Source organism: Paraburkholderia sediminicola, from assembly GCF_046026895.1.
Classification (GTDB): domain Bacteria; phylum Pseudomonadota; class Gammaproteobacteria; order Burkholderiales; family Burkholderiaceae; genus Paraburkholderia; species Paraburkholderia sediminicola_C.
The window spans coordinates 51434-69608 of sequence record NZ_JAQQEU010000029.1 but is presented as its reverse complement, the minus strand read 5'-3'; the positions used below and the strand labels follow the sequence as shown (position 1 = coordinate 69608).

The window sequence follows — 18175 nt, the reverse complement described above, 5'->3', positions numbered from 1 at the left end:
CGCCAGGAAACGCAGGCCGCCCGGCGCGATCTATCGCTATCCCGCGAAGTGGGGATTCAACGGGTCATGAAACGGCGGCAGCCAGGCCGGCCGCCCGAACCTGACGCGCGTATTCCAGTGCGTTTGCGCGCCTGCCCCTCCTGCGGCGCCCGTCGACGCGTCAGCGCAACCCTTGACGAATGCGGCATTGCCCACCAGCGGACGCCGTATCGCGATGAAGCGAACGCCCTCCGGCATCGGCAACGCCCGCACGCCATAGACGCTCTCCAGTTGCCCCTTGGCATCGGCAATCGTGAATCTGCCCATGTAGGTATTGGCCCATCCGCCGCAATCGAATTGCGTATTGACCATCAACGCCGGACTGCCGGCGGGCACTTCACGAGGCTCCAATCTGATGGACAGCAACACGAGCGAAGCGATCAGGGCGGCCAGAGGAATGGCGCGGCGCCGCTGAAACAGACGCTGGATAAGTAAAAAGCCGAGCAGCGCATAGGCGGGCATCACCCACGTGAAGTAGTGGATATTGCCGTAGCGCCACAGGCCATTGGGCAACAGGTCGACGTAGGCGACATACAGGCCGGTGTAGAACACCGTGGCCGCAGCCAGCATCCAGATCACCGCTTCACGCCGGGACGCCCGATGCAGTTGGCGCGCGCACAGCAGCAGCAAGGCGGGAACGGCGAGCGCAATCCACGGCGCGCGCTGCAGAATACCGCGCCCTTCCGCAAACCACGGATACGGATCGAAAAAGATCACATACAACTTCCAGAGGAAATTCCAGAACACAAAGCCGATCTTTGCCGACTGCTCCAGATAGTCCGTGGTATGAAAGTGATAAATGCGTAGATAAACGAGCAAGTAGGGAATAACGATGCATAAGCCACCGTATATCGCCGAAAGCAGATGCCGGAACGCCGTGCGCTTCTCGATCAAATCGCACAGTAGCATCGCAAGCAGGAATATCCCAGGCACCAGCACGTCGACCGGATGGATCGCCATCACGCAGGCCGCGACCAGACCGATCACGAAATACCGCCGCTTCGCGCGGGCCTCGTCGGGCCGCAAGACGTAACGGCCGCTCAGCCACAAACTAATCCAGATCAATGCCGCAACCGGGGTAGTCGTCCACGGCGCGACCCAATGCTGGAACAGTTCGGGATCGCAAACGCTCGCGCCCAAAAACACCAACGCCGCCCATAGCGAATTGACGCCCACGCATCGCGCAAAACCGATAAAAGCAAAATAACTGGCGAGCAGCGCGAGCAGGTTCGGTACGAAAAACGGATGCGCCGGCGCTACCGCAACGAATGCCGCGCCAATGGCGCTATAGCCGAGCGGATAGACGTAAAGCCCCACCGAAAAATCCCGATGCCATAACGCCGTCGCCGATTTCAGATAATTCGATTGGTCCCACCAGGTCCACCAGCCATCGGCGGTCGTGGTCGGCAAGGCCGGATGCGCAAAATAAGCCTTGATATAGAGTGCGGCGATCAGCAGCGCCCCTGCGACGGCGATCCATCGACTGATTACCGGGTTGCCGCTACCCTGAATCGAACCGGAGGTCGATGAATTGATTGGCATGAATGGGGTTGTATTGAAATGCCGGCGCGACGCTTGAATATCGCGCTGCTTTGTTCAACTTCTGAATCGCGCGATTATAAAAGACTTGCGTGAGGCCGTTGCCGCGCATTGAAAAATGCGCGGCAAGGGTGAGCGAAGAGGGGTGAATCACCGAGGTCCGGCGCACCGCAACCTCGTCGCGTGCGCAATGTCAGGCTAGCGCAACCGACTCCTCGATACGAAACACCGAAATCGCGTCCTTCAGCACGATGGCCTGCTCTTCCAGTGACTTCGCCGCGGCCGCCGCCTGCTCCACGAGCGCCGCGTTGTGCTGCGTGACTTCGTCGATCTGCGACACCGCCTTGTTGACCTGCTCGATGCCGTCGCTCTGTTCGAGCGCCGACGCCTCGATCTCGCTCATCACGCCGGTCACGCGCTCCACCGCCTTCATCGCTTCCTGGATCGTCTTCTGCGCATCCGACACCAGCGACGCGCCCTCCTCGACCTTGGCCGCCGATTCGCCGATCAGCTCCTTGATCTCCTTGGCCGCCGCCCCCGAGCGCTGCGCGAGACTGCGCACCTCCGAAGCCACCACCGCGAAGCCGCGTCCCTGCTCGCCGGCGCGCGCCGCTTCCACTGCCGCGTTCAACGCGAGAATGTTGGTCTGAAACGCGATCCCCTCGATCATGCCGATGATCTCCGTCACCTTGCGCGACGACTCGCTGATGCCGTCCATCGTTTCGGTGACGCGCGACACCACCGTACCGCCGCGCGTGACCGTGTCGAGCGCGCCATGGGCGAGCCGGTTTGCCTGCTTGGCGTTGTCCGCGTTCTGCTTCACCGTCGCCGATAACTGCTCCATGCTCGCGGCGGTCTGCTGCAGCGCGGCCGCCTGCTGCTCGGTGCGCGCGGACAGGTCCGCATTGCCCGCGGCGATCTCGTTCGCGCCCTGCGTGATGGCGCGGGTGCTGCCGCGCACTTTGGCTACCGTCTCGACGAGGCCGTCGCGCATCTTCGTCAACGCGCCGAGCAACTGGCCCATCTCGTTGCGCGAGCGGACCTTGATCGCGACCGTCAGATCACCGGCGGCGATGCGCTCGAAGTGCTTGACGGTTGCGTTGACCGGCTTGATGAGCGCCGCCGACAACGCGATGCGCGCCGCCACGCCGATCACGAGCGCGATCACGCCGACCGCGACGAACAGCAGCGTCGCCAGCTGGAAGCGCTGTGCGCCGGTGGCCGCCTGCTGACGCTGGGTGTCGATCTGGGCGTTTTCGAGCGCGTCGATCGCCTTCGAATAGGTCGCGTAAAAGCTGTTGGCGGTGTCGCCCTGGATGTTGCGGAAGGTGTTGAAATCGAAGTCGGTGAGCGCCTTGAATTCCGGCTCGATCGCCTTGTCGACCAGCGCGGCGCGCGCCTGCGCGACGCTCTGCGCGAGCCTGCGCTCGTCGTCGCTCGCGAATGGGCCGGCCATGTAGTTGCGGAAATCCTTGTTCGATTCGAGCAGCACCTTGTGCGCGGCCGGCAGCAGATCGTCGGTCTGCTTGCCGACGCTGAACAGCGTCTGATAGGTGCCCAATGCGAGCTGCACCTGCAGCAGCTTCTCGGAACTCGCCTTCAGATGCGACAACGCCACCGCGCTGCGCTGCGTGTCATCGAGGCTGCCGTTGGCGAGTTTGAGCGCGCCGTAACCGACACCGATCACCGTCAGAAGGAAAGCGGCGAATACGCTGATCACCAGCGTCAGGCCGCCACGAATTGTGATGTTGTTTAGCATTGGGTCTCCGGAACGTCTTGCCTATGCGCGGCGAAACAGGTGGACAGGCGCACGCGCCGCGTTGTTGCGGGTGACTGACACTTCGCCGCATCCCAGATTAACGACCCCGCGCGGCCTGCGCCGCATAGGTGAAATCCATGACTGGCGCGCGTTTGCGGGCGACTTGAGCCTCACTATCCGGGATTCGCCTGTGATGGCGTGGCAACGGCGCGGCAATGGCGTGATACATGCCGCTTTCCGGGCGCCGTACGATTCGTTTGTATAATTCGGCGTCTTGGCACAGGCTCACTTTCATGCTTAGTTTTGCGCTCGGCTTTCTCGTTTCACTGCTGATCACGCTGTTGATCGTGCGCTATGCGCATCTGCATGAAAAATTCTCCACCGATACCGATCTGGCCGGCGTGCAGAAATTCCATGTGCGTCCGGTGCCGCGCATCGGCGGGACCGGCATACTGGTCGGGCTGATCGTCTCGACGGTACAGCTGCATCGTGCGTATCCCGCCGTGTCGGGCGGCATTCTCGGGCTGATCGCGTGCGGCATGCCGGCGTTCGGCTCGGGGCTGGTCGAGGATCTGACCAAGCGCGTGTCACCGCTCGTGCGCCTCGTCTGCACGATGGCGGCCGCCGCGCTCGCCTTTTTCCTGCTCGATATCGCGGTCACGCGCATCAGCGTGCCGCCGCTCGACTTTCTGCTCTCGTATGCGGTGATCTCGTTCGTGGTCACGGTGCTGGCCGTCGCGGCGCTCGCCAACGCGATCAACATCATCGACGGCTTCAACGGGCTCGCGTCGATGGTCGCGTTCATGATGTTCGCGTCGCTCGCCTACGTGGCGTTCCAGGTGCATGATCCGATCGTGCTGTCCGCGTCGTTCATGATGATGGGCGCGGTGCTCGGCTTCTTCATCTGGAATTTTCCGGCGGGTCTGATCTTTCTCGGCGACGGCGGCGCGTACTTCATCGGCTTCATGCTCGCCGAACTGTCGATCATGCTGGTGATGCGCAATCGCGACGTGTCGGCATGGTATCCGGTGCTGCTGTTCATGTACCCGATCTTCGAGACCTGCTTCTCGATCTACCGGAAGAAGTTCATTCGCGGCATGTCGCCGGGCATTCCCGACGGCGTGCATCTGCATATGCTGGTGTACAAGCGCTTGATGCGCTGGGCGGTCGGCGCGCGCACCGCGCGCGAACTGACGCGGCGCAATTCGCTGACTTCGCCTTACCTGTGGCTGCTGTGCCTGATCGCAGTCGTGCCGGCGACGCTGTTCTGGCGGCATACGCTGCACCTGTTCTGCTTCGTGGTGGTGTTCGGGGCGACTTATGTCTGGCTGTACGTCAGCATCGTGCGCTTCAAGTCGCCGAGGTGGATGGTGGTGAGGAAACGGAAGCGCTAGGCAGCGAGCCGGGGCTTTGTCTGAATCAACGCGATTGGATGTGCGCGGCAGGCGTTGATAGCGTTGGTGTGTTTCCAATAACCAGAGATAGGGCCGTCATGAAGAGGCAACTCCACTTCTTTGCGCTCGGCGTCGTGGCGGCCAGCCTGCCGGCTTTCGCCAGCACCGCGTCGGACCATATCGTCTGGAGTGCGAAGCCGGCGGCGGCAGCGAACGCACAGCCGGAATGCACGGCCTACACGGGCCGGCGGGTGAGCGATATGGGTGATGCGAGCGGGGACCCGGTGGCGAAGACGCTGAAAGTGGCCGGAACGCTCGCGGCGATCGCGGCGATCGCGGCGTTTTCAGCGGCGACCAAGGCCGCCAGTGTGACCGGGCCGAATCCTTGCCGCAGGTTTTAATGGTCCGCTGCCGGAGGTGAACGTGTTATCGCAATGAAGAAAGGCGCCTCAGGCGCCTTTTTGCTGACCTGGTGCGGGGCATGCCCCTCGGCGGCCTCAGGACACCCGCGTCGCGGGCGTCACGCTGCGCAGCGCGGCGGCGGTGGCCGGCTGATATTCGGGCACCCAGCGGCGCAGGTCGCGGCGCACTTCCTCGTCGGACGGCACGCGATGCTGCATCAGCCACGGCAGCAGATTGTCGATCAGGCTGTCCGGCACTTCGCGTGCACGCGCGATGCGCAACTTCGGATGCGGCGTGCGGGTCGTCGTTTCATCGTCCGCCAGCAATTCTTCGTAGAGCTTCTCGCCGGGGCGCAGACCGGTGAACACTACGCGAATCTGTTCCTCGGTGAAGCCGTACAGACGGATCAGATCGTGCGCGAGATCGGCGATGCGCACCGGCTTGCCCATGTCGAGAATGAAGATCTCGCCACCGCGCCCCATGCTCGACGCCTGCAACACCAGTTGCGACGCTTCCGGAATCGTCATGAAGAAACGGGTGATCTCCGGGTGTGTGACCGTCACCGGGCCGCCGCGCGCAATCTGCTCCTGGAACTTCGGAATCACGCTGCCGGCGCTGCCCAGCACGTTGCCGAAGCGCACCGTTTCGAACTGCGTGCGCCGCGTGCCCTGCGCCTGCAACGCCGAGCAGGCCATCTCCGCGAGACGCTTGCTCGCGCCCATCACGTTGGTCGGGTTGACGGCCTTGTCGGTGGAGATCAGCACGAAATGAGCGACGTCGTGCCGGATCGCCGCGCGCCCCACGCGATACGTGCCGAGCACGTTGTTGCGCACGGCCTGCCACGTGTTCACTTCTTCCATCAACGGCACGTGCTTGTAGGCGGCCGCATGAAACACGATGTGCGGACAGTAGCGCGCCATCACCTGGTCGAGCAGCAGCGAATCCTTCACGTCGCCGATGATCGGCACCACCGACACTTCCGGGTACTTGTCGCGCAGCTCCTCGTTCAGCCGATAGATGGAGAACTCGGAGATGTCGAACGCGACCAGTTGCACCGGGCCGAAGCGCAGGATCTGCCGGCACAGCTCCGAGCCGATCGAGCCGCCCGCACCCGTCACCATCACGACGCGGTTCTTCAGCAGCGCTTCGACGTGATCCGTGTCGATCATGACCGGGTCGCGGCCCAGCAGGTCTTCGAGATCGATCTGACGCACTCGCGACAGGAACGCCTGTCCCTGGGTCAGCGGCGTGAGCGCGGGCAGCGTCATGGCCCGCACGCCCGCGCGCACGCACAGCGTGGCGATACGCCGGTGCGCTTCCACCGACGCCGACGGCACGGCGATGATCACGTGCTCGACTTTCAGTTCGGCGGAGATTTTCTGCAGATCGCTGATCGCGCCGAGCACGCGGTAGCCGTAGATTTCACGGCCCTGCTTGACCTGATCGTCGTCGAGCAGGCCCGCGAGGCGCCATTCGCCCGAGCGCTTCAGCTCGCGCACGAGGTTCGCGCCGGCGTTGCCCGCGCCGAGCACCAGCACCGGCTTGCCCTGCCCGACCAGACCGCCGTAGCGATAGAACTCCTTGGCCGCGCGATAGAGCGCGCGCGAGCCGCCCATCGCGAGGAACAGCAGCATCGGCGAAACGATCAGTACGGAGCGCGGCACCACCGGCGCCGGCTGCAACAGCGCGGAGCCGATCACGACGACCAGCGCGCCGACGCCGATCGCCTTCGCGATGCGCACGAGGTCGGGCAAGCTCGCGAACACCCACATGCCGCGATAGAGCCCGTAGCTGCGAAACATCACGGCGTAGATCAGCAGCACCCACACGAGTGCATGCAGGCCGCTCGCCCAGAATGCGGCAGGCACCGGACCGTTGAAACGGATCACGTATGCCAGCATCCAGGCCAGAGCCACCGCGCACAAATCGAACGCAAACGCACTGAACGAAAGCCATCGGGCTTTAAATCTTTTCATTGCGCAGAACCTCAGGATTGCCCGGAACGGGACGCATGGCGCCGCCAGCGGCGATCAATGCACAGCCCGGCGACTGCCAGCACGGCAGCCCAAACGACGACAACCAGCCATTGAATCAGGACGGCGAACTGTAGTGCCCACAGAGCAAGCATTATGCCTGCCGCTATGAACAAATACCAAACCCATGCCGTCGAGGCGTGGCCCACACCCGACTGCACCATCCTCTGATAGTAGTGTTCGCGGTGCGCTTGCCAAAATTTTTCGCCGCGCAGCAGGCGTTTGAGCAGCGTCACCGAGGCGTCGCCGATGAACGGCGCGAAGCACAGCGCCGGAAACCAAACTGGCCACACGCCTTCGCGCCAGCCCCAATAGCCGAGCGCGCCGGCGAGGAAGCCGAGCGGGATCGAACCGGCGTCGCCGAGAAAAATCCGCGCGGGGTGGAAGTTGAACAGCAGAAAGCCTGCCGCCGCCCCCGCCACGACGACGGCGGCCAGCGCGAGCGCGGGGTCCGCGTGGGCCGCATCGCCCACCGGCAGCGACGCGGCGATCGCATACCCGCCGAAGCCGAACAGCGCCATGCCGCCAGCAAGCCCGTCCGAGCCGTCCATGAAGTTGTACAGATTGACCAGCCAGACGAGCAGAACCGCCATTGCCGCCAGCGCCCACCACGGCACCTCGGCCGGATACACGGCGACCAGCGCCGCCACCGCCGCCGCGTGGCCGCCAAAGCGCACGCGCGCCGGCAGGCCGCGGCGGTCGTCGATTTGCGAGAGCGCGGCGAGCAGCGCCGCCGCCAACGCGGGCAGCCAGAGCGACGGCGCGAACAGCCAGATCAGCACGACGACCACCGGCACGATGCCCCAGCCGCCGACGCGCGGCGTCGGCCGGGTGTGCAGCGAGCGGTCGTTGGGGATATCGGTGGCAAGACGCCATGCAAGGCCGCTTCTGAGCAGCGCCCACAAAATCGCCGCGCACGCGGCCAGCGCGGCGACGCCCCACAGGAGCAGATGGACAAGCGGATAGGCGGAGAGTGAAGCGATCGACATCGGCGGCCAGTTCAATACGGGTTCGGGGCGCGTCGCGCGCCGGGTGTTTTCAATGCGTGGCGCGATACCAGGCGGCCGTCTCCAGCAAGCCATGCTCGACGGTATGCGGCGGGTACCAGCCAAGACATTCGCAGATGTGCGAACTGTCCAGACGCAACTCGCCGACCAGCCGGTCGACCTGCGCCGTTTTGCCGGTCAGGCGTCCGGCAAGCCGCAACACGCCGACCGGAACCGGCACGAGACGCTGCGGCGCATGCAGCTGCACCGCCAGCGCCCGCGCGAGTTCCGACACGCTCAGATCGCGGCCGTCGGTCACGTGGAACGTATGGCCGGCCGCGCGCGGGTCGGTCGTGCAATGCACGAGCGCGTCGGCGAGGTTGTCGACGAACACGAGGCTGCGGCGCGCGGCAATCGCGCCGAGCGGCAGCGGCACGCCTTTGGCGATCGCGTTCATCAGTTGCAGGAAGTTCGCGCGCACGCCCGGACCGTAGACGAGCGGCGGTCGGACAATCACGATCTCGAGTCCCGACTCGCGTCCGAAATCGAGCAAAGCGCGCTCGGCTTCGAGCTTGGAGATGCCGTAGGAATCAGACGGCGCGGGCTGGTCCGTTTCCTTGATGGGCGGGCCCACGCTGCTTTGCGCCACCGCCTTGATGCTGCTCGCGAACACGAAGCGGCGAGCGCCCGCGCGATGGGCCGCGGCGGCGACGCGCAACGTGCCTTCGACGTTGGTCGCGCGATACTCGGCGAGCAGATCGGCTGCCGTCTCGTGCATCATGTGGACGCGCGATGCGAGATGGATAACCGCGTCGCAACGCAGCGCCACGGGCCAGCGTTGCTCGATGCCCTGGAAGTCGTCCGCGTCGAGCAGCCATTCGCGCACGCCGTCGGCGACCGTTTGCGCACGGCGCACCACGCCGACCACCTGGTCGCCGCGCTGTAGCAATGCTTTCGACACCGCCTTGCCGACGAAGCCGTTGGCGCCGGTAATTAGAGCACACAAGGTCATTGGCGCACTTCCCGTGAACTGGCCGAGCCGCCCGCGCCGACCCGCCATGCCCGGAACCGCGACCGTGCGCGGTCAGGACGTGTCCTGACTGCATGCGACAGGAACGGCGGATGAGACACGATACAATCTGGCATCGGCGGTGCTTCTCTGGAAGTCTGATTGGGAACGTATTGTATGCGGTCAACTTCCGCCGCGGCCCGCTACGCGCGATGGTTAGGCGCTAAAATGCGTCAGCGGCTAACAGACCGGAAGCAGAACTGAATGCATGGTGAAGGGCTTGCGCCGTGATAATAAAACGGACGGACGCCCACCGGCGCGTAGCTCGTACATTTCGTAACATCTCAAACATATTCGCGCATGTGGAATTCGTGGTTTCGATCCGACGTGCTCGCCGACAGCACACTCAAGCTCGCCCCCGAGTGACGTGAGCGACCGGCGGCCCGCGCCGCGGTGAGCCAGCGCCTGAAGGCCGTGAAGCCGCGCAGCCCGTGCCGGTGCGAAGATCCTGCAGCATACCGTCCCAGGCGCACTTGCGCCTCCCACGGATTGCCGTTCCGCATCGTTTAGGTCCGCAGTGTCCGACGCCGTCGGCACGCGTGGCACGATAGGCTGGTCTGACGAAAAGAAAAACGTTTGAGCATATAGAGCCCCATCCATGAAAGTGCTGTTCGCGACTTACCCCATGGCATTCCATACCCCCGGCGGCGGAGAGATCCAATTGCTGGCCTATAAAAGACACTTGCCCTCGCATGGCGTGGACGTCACGTTGTTCGATCCATGGAACCCGCGTTTTCTCGAATACGACGTGGTCCATTTCTTTTCATGCGTCGGCGGCTCGGTCCACTTCTGTAATTTTGTCAAACAATTAGGCTTGCCGCTGGTGGTTTCGTCTAGCCTCTGGGTGACGGAGGAGACGAAGCATCTTTATCCGATCGGCGAGATTCATCATCAGTTCTCGCTGGCAGACCGGGTGGTAGCGAATTCGGAGATCGAGTGCGAGACGCTCGCACGAATCTTCGACCTGCCGCGCGAAAAATTCGTCAGCGTGCTCAACGGCGTCGAACCAAGCTTTTATGAACCGATTGCGCCGGAGCTGTTCCGCAACGAATTGAGGATCCAGGATCGCTTCATACTGAACGTGGGCAATATCGAACCGCGCAAGAACCAGTTGGCGCTCATCAGGGCGATGAAATCGTTCCCCGAACTCAAGCTCGTGCTGATCGGCCATCAACGCGATCCGCAATATGCGCAGGCATGCTTCGCGGAAGGCGCGGACCAGCTCATCTACGCGGGCACGCTCGCTCACGACTCGCCGGTGCTCCGCTCCGCCTACGCAGCCTGCGAAGCGTTCGTCCTGCCGAGCACGCTGGAGACACCGGGGCTCGCCGCGCTCGAAGCGCATGCCGCGGGTGCACGCATCGCCGTGACGAAAGTTGGCTCTACCGAAGAATACTTTGCGCGGCACGTCGCCTATCTCGATCCGTCCGACGTCGACAGCATCGCCCAGTCGATCCTCGACGCCCTTGCACAACCGCGCGCCGGCACGATGAACGCGGCGCGCGACCTGACGTGGCAAGCCGTCCTGTCACCCCTGAAAGACCTCTACGATTCCCTGCTGACAAAATGAACTTCGAACTTCGTCCTCTGAATAACGTCGAGATATCCTCGAACCCCGTCTTCTCCTGGCAGGCGACTAACAACGACCCGCAGTTCGAACTGGTGGGTTGGGAGGCGCTATCAGGGCGGGCGGCGTGTATTTCGTTCGAGCTCAAGGTCGACACGGCGGCCTCATCCCCTTGCATGATTTACATCGATGCAGGATCGGGTATGTCCGAACACAGCGCGATTGGCCTGCACGTCGACGCGAGCGGCAAGGTCGAACAGGACGTCGCGTTCCCCACGCTGGTCGGCCCGATTCGTTTCGACCCGATCGCACTTCCGGCGTCGTTCTCCGTGGAGAACCTGAAGGTCGAGCTGATCGACGAATCGGAATGCTCGCCGGAACTTCTGGCGCGCGCGCGCCGGATCGCGGCGTGGCGAGGCGGTCCGTTGCCGGCCACCGCGCCGATCGTGGGCGAGTCGTATCAGGACTGGCTCGACGCGCACGAACCGCCTGCGTCCATCTATCCGCAATTGCGCGAGCGATCGAAAACGCTCGCGTTGCAACCAAAGATCAGCATTCTCATGCCGACGTACAACACGCCGGAGAAGTGGCTGCGCAAGGCGCTCGACTCGGTGATCAGCCAGGTCTACGAGAATTGGGAGATCTGCATTGCAGACGATTGCTCGACCAAGGCCGAAGTCAAGATTGTGCTGGACGACTATGTCGCCCGCTATCCGGAACAGATCAAGGTTGCCTATCGCACGAAGAACGGCCACATCAGCGAATCGAGCAACACGGCGTTGGAGCTTGTGACCGGCGAGTTCGTCGGCCTGCTCGATCACGACGATGAACTGCATCCGCTGGCGCTCTATTGCATGGTCGAAATGATCAATGCGCATCCGGACGCAGCACTGATCTATAGCGACGAAGACAAGATCTCCGAAGAAGGCGCCCGGTCGGAACCGTACTTCAAGTCCGACTTCAACTACGACCTGTTCCTTAGCCAGAACATGATCTCGCACTTCGGCGTCTACAAGGCGTCGGTGATGAAAGAGATCGGCGGTTTCCGCACCGGCCTCGAAGGCTCGCAGGACTACGACCTCGCGCTGCGCGTAATCGATCGTGTCGGACATAACGTGGTCTATCACGTGCCACGCCCGCTCTATCACTGGCGAATCATTCCCGAGAGCACGGCGAGCGGCCATGAAGCAAAACCTTATGCGCACATCGCGGCAATGCGTGCGATCGACGACCATCTGCAGCGCAACAACATCAACGCTCACACGATCCATGCGCCCGGCACTCACGCATTCAACAAGGTTGTGTATGCGCTGCCGGACGTGCTGCCCTCGGTCGAAATCATCATTCCGACGCGCGACTCCGCCGCGCTGGTCGAACAATGTGTTGAATCAGTGCGCCAGAAGTCGAGCTATCCGAACTTCCGCATCACGATTATCGACAACGGCTCGGTGAAGCAGGAAACGCACAATCTGTTCGCGCTTCTGCAAGAAGACGAGCGTATCAAGGTCGTACGCGACGACTCGCCGTTCAATTACTCGGCACTGAACAATCGTGTCGCACTCGCCAGCAGCGCCGACTTCGTCTGCCTGATGAACAACGATATCGAAGTCATCAACGCCGACTGGCTGGAAGAGATGGTCTCGGTGGCGTTGCAAAAAAATGTGGGCGCCGTGGGCGCCAAGCTGCTGTATCCGGACGACACCATCCAGCACGCCGGCGTCGTGCTCGGCGTAGGCGGCATTGCGAGCCACGCCCACAAACACTTCCCCAACACGATGGCGGGATATTTTGCCCGCGCACGCCTGCGCAACGCGATGAGCGCCGTGACCGCCGCCTGCCTGTTGATCCGTCAATCGATCTACCAGCAAGTCGGCGGTCTCGACGAGGAGCTGCACGTCGCGTACAACGACATCGATTTCTGCCTACGTGTGCGCAAAGCGGGCTACCGAAACGTTTTCACGCCGTATGCCGAGTTGTATCACCACGAGTCGGCAACGCGCGGCGCAGAAGACACACCTGAGAAGATCAGCCGCTTCAACCAGGAATCCGAGCTGGTCAGGCAGCGCTGGGGCGATCTGTTGATGAACGACCCCTGCTACTCGCCGAATCTGACGCTAAACGCCGACGACTTCTCTTTCGCATGGCCTTCGAGGATCGCAAATCTTGGTTAATCAGGTGGCGAGAACGAACAAGACAGAGTGGCTGGCCGAGTACCGCCACCCGTCGCCGAGCGAGCTGTTTTGCCTGCCGAGCGCGATCTATTTTCTGATGAAGTTCAGAGCGGATCTGGCGCGCTTCAATTCCAAGGCGCTCGATGACCGGCTGACGCTTTATTTCTGGTGGGAAATGACGGCGCGGGAAACCTATCCCGACTTCGAGTGGGTCCTTCGTCCGGAGGACCTGGAGTATTTGCATCAACTTGATAACGAGTCGCTGATCGAGCGGCATCCACGCGCCATCATTTATTGGCTGGGCTCGACCGCGCCGAGCGTGCTCGACGCAAGGCATCTCGCCGAGACGATGCCCGAATCGCAAACGGTGTTTGAAGAAGCCGGGCTGCAACTGCCCAGGTTGATCAAGATGATAGTCGGCACTCGGGGCGATCTGTCCAGCGCATTCGATCTCGGCACGTTGACTGGCTATCTGAATTGCCTCGACTGGTGGGAAGCGCATGGTCAGGCTGCCTGTCCGAGAGTGACCTGGAGTGCGCCCGTCTCGTGGCCGAAGCTGCTGGAGGCGATCAACGATGCCGATGCCATGCCCTTTCCGCGTTTCCTCGCGCTCATTGCGACCGAACGCCCCGACCTGCGCAGCGCCTTCGACGTGAATACGTTCACCGGCCGGCTGGCCTGCCTGAGCTGGTGGGAAGAGCACGGCCATCGCGAGTATGCGCGGATCAAATGGTCGCCGGCGCCGATCGGCGGGGCCATGCTCGGGCCGGAACAGCCGGTCGACGACGAAGGTCCGGACATTCCGCGCTTCATCTCCTTGATCATCAAGGAGCGGCCCGACCTGCAAGCCTCATTCAACCTGCCGAGCTTTACCGGGCGGATCAGTTGTCTGTCATGGTGGCTGGAGCAGGGACAACTCCAGTATCGGGCGATCAAGTGGGTACCGCCCGGCATGCCTGCGCCCCTCTTCGAGATGGAATGGGGCACGCACCCCGACTGGCTGCCCGTGCCGCGATTCCTTCGGCTGATCCTCGAAGAGCGGCCGGATTTGCAGGGCTCCTGCGATCTCGACAGTTTTATCGGCCGCCTCAAATGTCTTTCGTGGTGGGTCGAACATGGCCAGTTCCAATACCCGGCGATTCGCTGGAGCACGCCGGCTTTGCCCGCGGCACTGTTCGACATGGAGCCGGGCGAACATTGCGCGTTGCCGCTCATTCCGCGATTCCTCCGTCACATCTGGAATGAACGGCCCGATCTGCAGTCGGCATTCAACCTCGACAGCTTCGGCGCGCGCCTGAGCTTCCTGACGTGGTGGGATGAAAACGGCAAAGACGAGTATCTCGCGATCAAGTGGGTGCCCGCCGGCGTGCCCGGCCCGCTGTTCGAGATGGATGGGGGTGCGCACCCCCATTGGTTGCCCCTGCCGCGCTTCCTGCGGGCGATCCTCGACGAACGGGCGGATTTACAGTCTCTTTGCGCCGAGGACAGTTTTATCGGCCGCCTCAATGCCCTTTCATGGTGGGTGGAGCATGGACAGTCCCAATACCCGTCGATTCGCTGGGCCACGCCGGGTTTGCCGCCGGAACTGTTCGAGATGGAGCCGGGCGAACATTGCGGTTTGCCGCTCATCCCGAGATTTCTGAGCCTGCTCCACAACGAACGCCCCGACCTGCAAACCGCATTCAACCTCGACAGCTTCGGCGCACGCCTGAACTACCTGTCATGGTGGAATGAGCACGGTCAGGACGAATACCACGCGATCAAGTGGTCCGCGAGGGGTCTGGCCGATGCGCTGGCTCGCATGGATGACGAGCAGGCGCCCGGTGCGTCACCGATCGCGCGTTTCCTGGAGATAATCGCGAACGAGCGTCCGGACCTGCGGGCCGCCTTCGACATCGGCACCGACGCGGGCCGGGAACAGCTGGTGCGCTGGTGGAATGAATTCGGCGGCCACGAGTATCCGCTGCTGGGCTCGCTCAAGGTCCATAGGGCGGAAACTCCCGCGGATGCGAAGTCGGGCGAGCCGCCGCGTTACCAAGCCCGTGTCGAACACGGATATGACTTCGGCGTGAACGTCGTGGGCTTTCCGCAAGGGGTGTTGGGCCTCGGTGAAGACGCCCGGATGGCCGCGCGCGTCTTCCAACTGACGTCGACACCGGTCGTCCTCGTCAATGCGCCAATGGCCGGGCCCGCGAAGCTGGACACGTCGGTCGATCACCTGCTGAGCGACGAGCTCAAATACGGCATCAGCCTGATTTGCCTGCCGGCGCCGGAGATGGTGCGCCTCGCGCTGGAAGGCGGCCGCAAATTGATCGACGCGCCCACTCACAAGATCGGCGCGTGGCCGTGGGAACTGCCTCACTGGCCCAGCGCGTTCGGCAAGGTGCATCAGATGGTCGACGAGATCTGGGCGCAGAGCAAATTCGTCCAGAGCGTCTACAGCCGGCTAGGCGATACGCCGGTGTATCGCATGCCGATGGCGGTCGAAGTGTCCGCGCCGGTGCATCCCGATCGCGCACGTTTTAACCTGCCGCCCAACGAGTTCCTGTTCTACCTGATGTTCGACGGCAACTCGTGGCTCAGCCGCAAGAACCCTCTCGCCGGCGTGCAGGCGTTCCGGCAGGCCTTCGGTGAGACCTCACCGGGCGTCGGGCTCGTCATCAAGGCGATGAACGTGCGCGACGACGATCCGGTATGGCGCGCCGTGTGTGATATCGCGGCCGGAGATAAGCGCATTCACATCGTGTCGGAACGTCTGAGCCGCCAGGATTCGATCGACTTCATGGCCTGCTGCGACACCTACATCTCGCTTCATCGTAGCGAAGGGTTCGGACGCGTGATTGCCGAAGCGATGGCGTTGGGACAGTCGGTCGTCGTGACCAACTTCTCGGGCAACGTCGACTTCTGCGAACCCGATACGGCCTTCCTGGTGGACGGGGATCTCATCCCGCTGCGTCCCGGCGACTATCTGTTCTCCGAGGGCCAGTACTGGTGCGACCCGGACGTGTCGACCGCGGCTGAACAGCTCAGGCGCGTGATCGAGGACGCCGCGCTACGCGAGCGCATCGCGAAGGCGGGCCAGCAACGCATCGTTCGAGACTATTCGGTCGAAGCGGTCGCGCGCGCGTACGCGCGGCGGCTCGCGGAGATTGCGGAGGTAAAGGGAAAATGACGCTGCGCGTGTGTGCTCCGGATATTTTCTCTGGCGACGCGGTGGGCAATCACTGCCTGGGTCTCGCCCGAGCGGCCTCGCGGCTGGGTCTTGCCGCGGAACTCTACGCGCAGTTCTATGATGTGGGGACGTCCGGCGTTCGACCGCTTGAAGAGTTGTTCGCCAGCGTGGCCGAAGACGACGTGGTGCTGCTGAGCTACTCGATCTTCGACCCCTATCTCGAACGGCTGCTCGCACTGAACTGCAGAAAGATTTGCTATTTCCATGGCGTGACCGATCCGCAACTGCTGCGCGAGCTCGAACCGCCGACCGCGCGCTTATGCGAGTTGGCCCTCGCGCAACTGCCCTTGCTCGTCGGGTTCGATGCCGTGGTGGCCAATTCGCACAGCACCGCGGCGAGCCTTTCCGGCATGCTCGATGTCGCGGCGGTGATAGTCATCCCACCGGTATTTGCCGACATGCCGGTCTTCCAGCGCGAAGCGGCTCAGGCAGGCCCCAGTTCACGCGAGCCCAATCTGCTGATGGTAGGCCGCGTCGTGCCGCACAAGCGCATCGAGGACGGCATCGACATTCTCGCGATGTTGAAACAGCGCGAGCTCGACGCGACGCTGACCATCGTCGGCAGCTCACCGAACTATGAGTACCAGAAGCTTCTGATCAATCACGCACGGCGGCTGGGCGTTCTGGAGCACGTCGACTTCAAGGGCATGCTCGACGACGCGGATCTGTTCGACTGCTACGAAACCACCAGTGCGCTGCTCGCGATGAGCCGGCACGAAGGTTTTTGCGTGCCCGTACTCGAAGCGATGCACTTCGGCAAGCCGGTCTTTGTCCGGGGCGGCACCGCGGCCCAGGAGATTTGCCCGGCGGACTGCGTGTTCGCACCTGACGCCAATCTCGCCGCCTGGGCCTCGACCATTGCGAACCGTCTCAGCCGGTCTGCGGCCGGCAATCGGATCGATCCGGCGTATATCGCGCACGCCGACGAAGTCCTGCAGCGCGCAAGCGATTCTGCGTGGCAAGCCGTACTTGTTGAACCTGATGCACCGCGGAGAAACGCATGACCGGTCTTAAATTCATTCTGACAACGTACAGCACCGCATTCACCGTTAGCGGCGGCGGAGAATCGGAACTTGTCCAGGTGGCGGAAATACTCAAGGGGTCCGGCGTCCATACCGACATCTACGGCATCGGCAGCCGCCCGCTGAGCTTCTACGACGGCGTGATTCATTTCTCCGTGCACGCCGACAGCCACGCCATCCTGCGCGAAGCGGCGCTCAGAAACAAGCGCATCTTCCTCTGGCCAAACGTCTGGTGGCTTGGCCCCATTCCGGCCAGCGAGGTCGAGCGCGTCGAGGAAATCACGCGGATTGCGCACAAGCTGCTATTCAAGTCCCAGGCGGAACTCGACAACTTCCAGCAATACATCCGGGTACCGGCGGAGAAAATCGAAATCCTGCCCACCTGCGTGTCGAACCGCTTTCTCGCGCAACCCGACAAAGATCTGCTGTCGACGGTCTCGAATGCTACGGACTTCGCACTATGCCTGGGCCTGATCGAACCCATCAAAAATCAGTTGCAGACCATCCGCGCGCTAAACGAACTCAAGCTGGACGGCCTGTTCGTGGGTGGAGCACGCGACGACGACTACTATCAGCAATGCGTCGCGGAGGCTCATTCGGGAATCACCTTCCTGCCGTTTATCCAGCCTTGCAGCGCCCTGCTCCGCTCGATCATCGCCAATTGCAGCGTGATTGCGGAACCGAGCATCGATCCGCCCGGCCGATCGAGCCTGGAAGGCGCAATCATGCAGAAACCCCTGGTTATGTCCGACGGCCCCTGGCAGCGCGAGCACTTTGAAGACGGTGTCTGGTACGCGTCGCCGGACTCGGTGGACTCGATCGCATCGGCGATCACTGGCGCGATCAACGACACCGACCGGGACGCCAAGGTAGCCGCGACTTACGACCGTGTGATGAGCCGTCACTCGGCATCCATCATCGGTCCGCAAATCGCTGCGCTGCTCGCACGGGAAAGTATTTGA

Annotated in this window: 12 protein-coding genes; 7 read left to right on the top strand and 5 right to left on the bottom strand. The window is 62.9% G+C overall.

The genetic code is table 11. From position 1 onward, the window contains the following. Window positions 1–36: 36 nt before the first annotated feature. Both PQR02_RS20905 and PQR02_RS20900 read right to left on the bottom strand, forming a co-directional pair. Complete coding sequence (locus PQR02_RS20905; protein ID WP_408235112.1) at window positions 37–1581, bottom strand: hypothetical protein; 1545 nt, start codon at window positions 1579–1581, stop codon at window positions 37–39. Window positions 1582–1771: 190 nt separating this feature from the next. Then, window positions 1772–3337 (bottom strand): methyl-accepting chemotaxis protein, encoded by a 1566-nt coding sequence (locus tag PQR02_RS20900; RefSeq protein ID WP_408235109.1) that lies wholly within the window; start codon window positions 3335–3337, stop codon window positions 1772–1774. 293 nt (window positions 3338–3630) lie between these two features. Here PQR02_RS20900 and PQR02_RS20895 point away from each other — a divergent pair, with 293 nt between their 5' ends. Both PQR02_RS20895 and PQR02_RS20890 read left to right on the top strand, forming a co-directional pair. After that, window positions 3631–4731, top strand: a complete 1101-nt coding sequence (locus tag PQR02_RS20895) for an MraY family glycosyltransferase (RefSeq protein ID WP_408235106.1) — start codon at window positions 3631–3633, stop codon at window positions 4729–4731. A 98-nt stretch (window positions 4732–4829) separates the two neighbouring features. Then, the gene (locus tag PQR02_RS20890) at window positions 4830–5132 is read left to right on the top strand and encodes a hypothetical protein (RefSeq protein ID WP_408235103.1); all 303 of its coding nucleotides are present in this window, start codon (window positions 4830–4832) and stop codon (window positions 5130–5132) included. 96 nt (window positions 5133–5228) lie between these two features. On the opposite strand, the gene PQR02_RS20885 is transcribed toward PQR02_RS20890, so the two are convergent. The 3 genes from PQR02_RS20885 to PQR02_RS20875 are packed head-to-tail and all read right to left on the bottom strand — an operon-like array spanning window position 5229 to window position 9164. After that, on the bottom strand, window positions 5229–7109 hold the full coding sequence (locus PQR02_RS20885; RefSeq protein WP_408235100.1) for a polysaccharide biosynthesis protein: 1881 nt from the start codon (window positions 7107–7109) through the stop codon (window positions 5229–5231). An 11-nt stretch (window positions 7110–7120) separates the two neighbouring features. Next, window positions 7121–8155 (bottom strand): MraY family glycosyltransferase, encoded by a 1035-nt coding sequence (locus PQR02_RS20880; RefSeq protein WP_408235097.1) that lies wholly within the window; start codon window positions 8153–8155, stop codon window positions 7121–7123. Between the two features lie 49 nt (window positions 8156–8204). After that, entirely contained in the window at window positions 8205–9164 is a 960-nt protein-coding gene (locus tag PQR02_RS20875) for an NAD-dependent epimerase/dehydratase family protein (RefSeq protein WP_408235094.1), read from the bottom strand. Between the two features lie 655 nt (window positions 9165–9819). Between PQR02_RS20875 and PQR02_RS20870 the strand changes: the two genes are divergently transcribed. From PQR02_RS20870 to PQR02_RS20850, 5 genes are read left to right on the top strand one after another with little or no spacing between them, the layout of a single operon-like run. Next, complete coding sequence (locus PQR02_RS20870) at window positions 9820–10791, top strand: glycosyltransferase family 4 protein (protein ID WP_408235091.1); 972 nt, start codon at window positions 9820–9822, stop codon at window positions 10789–10791. Then, window positions 10788–12959: a glycosyltransferase family 2 protein gene (locus tag PQR02_RS20865; protein ID WP_459252049.1), complete on the top strand. Its 2172-nt coding sequence runs from the start codon at window positions 10788–10790 to the stop codon at window positions 12957–12959. Before PQR02_RS20870 ends, PQR02_RS20865 begins: the two co-directional genes overlap by 4 nt. Beyond that, window positions 12952–16131: a glycosyltransferase family 4 protein gene (locus PQR02_RS20860; protein ID WP_408235088.1), complete on the top strand. Its 3180-nt coding sequence runs from the start codon at window positions 12952–12954 to the stop codon at window positions 16129–16131. Before PQR02_RS20865 ends, PQR02_RS20860 begins: the two co-directional genes overlap by 8 nt. Next, window positions 16128–17195 (top strand): glycosyltransferase family 4 protein, encoded by a 1068-nt coding sequence (locus PQR02_RS20855; RefSeq protein WP_408235085.1) that lies wholly within the window; start codon window positions 16128–16130, stop codon window positions 17193–17195. Before PQR02_RS20860 ends, PQR02_RS20855 begins: the two co-directional genes overlap by 4 nt. Next, window positions 17192–18175, top strand: coding sequence for a glycosyltransferase family 4 protein (locus PQR02_RS20850; protein WP_408235082.1), 984 nt, complete (start codon window positions 17192–17194; stop codon window positions 18173–18175). Before PQR02_RS20855 ends, PQR02_RS20850 begins: the two co-directional genes overlap by 4 nt.